At 55.2% G+C, this 4,007-nt stretch carries 3 protein-coding genes; all 3 read left to right on the forward strand.

Annotated features, from left to right (window positions below):
* A partial coding sequence (locus ABYW01_RS15935; protein ID WP_372834539.1) for an enoyl-CoA hydratase/isomerase family protein occupies positions 1-444 on the forward strand: 444 nt, incomplete at its 5' end.
* Positions 445-485: 41 nt separating this feature from the next.
* Complete coding sequence (locus ABYW01_RS15940) at positions 486-2,129, forward strand: acyl-CoA synthetase (protein ID WP_372834541.1); 1,644 nt, start codon at positions 486-488, stop codon at positions 2,127-2,129.
* 129 nt (positions 2,130-2,258) lie between these two features.
* Positions 2,259-4,007 (forward strand): acyl-CoA dehydrogenase family protein (locus ABYW01_RS15945; RefSeq protein WP_372834543.1); only part of this gene is annotated, 1,749 nt, incomplete at its 3' end.

The raw sequence follows: 4,007 nt of genomic DNA on the forward strand, positions 1-4,007 counted from the left end.
GAACTGGCGATGAGCTGTGACTTTATTCTTGCCGCCGACAACGCCGTGTTCGGTCAGCCGGAAGTGACCCTGGGTGTACCACCGGGCTTTGGTGGCAGCCAGCGCCTTCCGCGCCGCGTGGGTCCGGGCATGGCGGCTCAGCTACTGCTCACCGGCGAGAAGCTCAACGCGGAGCAGGCGCTGAACATCGGACTCTGCAATCAGGTCTATCCGGCTCAGCAGCTGCAGGAACGCGGTATCGATATGGCTATCACTATCGCCAACAACGCCCCGCAGGCGCTTTATCACTGCAAACGTCTGGTACAGGCCTCATCTGACCAGAGCATCGAAAACGGCTGCCGGATGGAGAGTGATCTCTTCGGCCTGAGCTTTGCGACTGAAGATCAAACTGAGGGTATGACTGCGTTCACCGAGCGCCGTAAAGCCCAATTTACCGGCGCCTGAGTACAGGCCCACTTAAAACAACGATAACGAGGGAAACAATAATGAATAACAGATCAGCCTTCGAGACGAATTTGGACAAAAACGCAGCAAACTTTGCGGCGCTGACCCCGATCAAATTTCTGGAACGCGCGGCTCAGGTGTATCCAAACCGTCCTGCGGTTGTGCATGGAGAGATTCGCCGCAACTGGTCAGAAACATTCAGTCGTTGTAAGAAGCTGGCCAGTGCCCTGAACGCCCACGGCGTTGAAAAAGGTGATGCGGTGTCCATTATGGCCCCAAACCTGCCGGAACACTTCGAAGCGCATTTTGCGGTACCGATGTGTGGCGCCGTGCTGAACTCCATCAATACCCGCCTCGATTCAGAAGTCGTTGCGTTCATCCTGAAACACGCCGGTTCTAAGGTGCTGATCACCGATAAAGAACTGAGCAAAGTGGTGAAAGGCGCGCTCGAACTGATGGATGAAAAACCGTACGTGATCGATATCGACGATCCGTACTGGACCGATGGCGAGCTGATCGGTGATACCGATTACGAAGCCTTCATCGCTAACGGTGATGAAGATTACGCCTATGCCCTGCCAGCGGATGAGTGGGAAGCGATCACTCTGAACTACACCTCCGGCACCACCGGTGACCCTAAAGGTGTGGTTTACCACCACCGTGGCGCGTACCTGAACGCCAACAGCAACGCCCTGTCATGGGCGATGGATCACCATCCGGTCTACCTGTGGACCCTGCCGATGTTCCACTGCAACGGCTGGTGCTTCCCATGGACGATTGCGGCGATGGCTGGTGTCAGCGTTTGCCTGCGTCATGTGCGCGCTGAAGATATCTTCAACATGATCAAGAAAGAAAAAGTCGGCTACTTCTGTGGTGCACCGATTGTCCTAAACATGCTGAACTCCGCCGATGACGCTTTGAAAGATGGCATCAACCATCAGGTGAAAGTGATGACCGCAGGTGCTGCGCCACCAGCCTCCGTCATCGAAGGCATGGAAAACCTGGGCATTAAAGTGACCCACGTGTACGGCCTGACTGAAACCTACGGTCCGTCTGTTGTTTGTGCATGGCACGACGAATGGAACGACAAAACCGCTGAAGAACAGGCGCGCCTGAAATCCCGTCAGGGTGTGCGCGCACCAATGCTGGACGATCTGATGGTCGCCGATCCGGTCACCATGGAACCTGTCCCACAGGACGGTAAAACCATGGGTGAAGTCTTTATGCGCGGCAACCTGGTGATGAAGGGTTACCTGAAAAACCCAACCACCACGGCTGATGCATTTGAAGGCGGCTGGTTCCACTCCGGTGATCTGGCGGTATGGCACGAAGACGGGTACATCGAGATTAAAGACCGCTCCAAAGACATCATCATCTCCGGTGGTGAAAACATCTCCAGTATCGAAGTGGAAGATGTGTTGTTCAGCCACCCGATGGTGCAGGAAGCTGCAGTTGTTGCGAAACGGGATGAGAAATGGGGCGAAACGCCGTGTGCTTTTGTTTCCCTGAAAGACAACGCAGATGCGGTCAGCGCAGAAGAGATCATCGCTTACTGCCGCGACAACATGGCCCACTTTAAAGCCCCTAAAACCGTCGTGTTCGGTGATATGCCAAAAACCAGCACCGGCAAGATTCAGAAGTTCCTGCTGCGTGATCGCGCAAACAACCCTGAATCTGAAGAGTAAAACCATCTTTGTCGCCGTGGGGGCTGACAGCGTCAACTTTGGTATGGCTACTCAAGCCGCTATCAACACCCACGGCAACAAAGGCACGAATACCGTAGTCACCCACGCTACAAGGAACGAGATACGTTTATGAGCACTTATACCGCCCCTTACGCGGATGCGAACTTTGTTATCAAAGAACTGGTTAAGTTCGATCAGTACTGCAGCGATGCCGGTCTGGAAGAGGTTAACAGCGAGCTGGCGTCAGTCATTATAGAAGAAGCGGGAAAACTGGCCGCCGATGTACTCGCGCCGCTGAACAGCACTGGCGATCAGAACGGCGCACGTCTGGAAGATAACAAGGTTCTGGAAACCAAAGGGTTTGCGGATGCCTATCAACAGTATGTCGACAACGGCTGGGCGACGCTGACCGGACCTGAAGAGTTTGGTGGTCAGGCGCTACCGAACGTTCTCGGTACCGCCGTCAACGAACTCTGGCACTCTGCCAACATGGGTTTTGCCCTCTGCCCGATGCTGAGTCAGGGTGCGGTTGAAGCCCTGATCGCCCACGGTAGCGATGAGCTGAAAGCGCAATACCTGCCACAGCTAATCAGCGGTGAATGGACCGGCACCATGAACCTGACAGAGCCGAATGCGGGCTCTGACCTGTCTGCGGTTGCGTCTAAAGCGATTCCGGACGGTGACAGCTACAAAATTACCGGCCAGAAGATCTTTATCACCTGGGGCGACCATCAGATGACCTCCAACGTGGTTCATCTGGTACTGGCCCGCCTGCCCGACGCACCTGCCGGTGTCAAAGGGATCTCCCTGTTTATCGTGCCGAAGTTCAAACTGGACGCCAACGGTGCACCGGGTGAGCTGAACGATGCGGTCTGTGTCTCACTGGAACACAAACTGGGTATCCACGGCAGCCCAACCTGCGTCATGAGCTTTGGTGACAACGGCGGTGCAGAAGGCTATCTGGTGGGTGAGGCCAACAAAGGTCTGATGTACATGTTCACCATGATGAACCACGCCCGCCAGTCTGTTGGCCTGCAGGGTTTGTCCATCTCTGAACGTGCCTATCAGCAGGCCGTTGAGTACGCCAAAGAGCGTATTCAGGGTACCCGTAAAGACGGTAGCAAAATGCCGATCATCGAACACGCGGATGTACGCCGTATGTTGCTGGCGATGAAGTCCGGCACTGAAGCGATGCGTGCCCTGGCCTATGTGGCTGCATCCGATGTGGATAAAGCCCACAGCGATGATGCTGAAGAAATACAGCACTACAAACCGCGTGTAGATCTGCTGACCCCGATCGTGAAAGGTTGGATGACCGAATTCGCGCAGGAACTGACCTCCCTGAACGTTCAGGTACACGGTGGCATGGGCTTCATCGAAGAAACCGGCGCTGCTCAGCACTATCGCGACGCCCGTATTCTTCCGATCTACGAAGGCACCACCGGCATTCAGGCGCTGGATTTCATCGGTCGTAAAATGCTGATGGATAAAGGCGCTGCGCTGGAAAGCCTGCAGACCGAGATGATGATTACCGTTAACGCCCTGTCTGCGGTTGATTCACCGGCGTTCGCCAAGATGAATCGCGAACTGCGCATGGCCGTCGAACGTTCGATGCAGGTACGCACCTGGTTGCTGGACAAATCAGCCAGTAACCCTGACCTGGCCGGTAGCGTCTGCTTCGACTTCCTGATGATGCACGGCTTCCTGTGCGGTGGTTGGTTGCTGGCGAAAAGTGCGCTGGCGGCTCACGAACAACTGGGTAACGGCGAATACGCGGATGAGTTCCTGCGTACCAAGCTGATTACCGCTGAATTTTATATCGACAATTACCTGCCGCGGGCAAACCGCCACGCCGACACGGTAATGACTGGTCTTTCC

The organism is Pontibacterium sp., from assembly GCF_041587635.1.
Taxonomy (GTDB): domain Bacteria; phylum Pseudomonadota; class Gammaproteobacteria; order Pseudomonadales; family Balneatricaceae; genus Pontibacterium.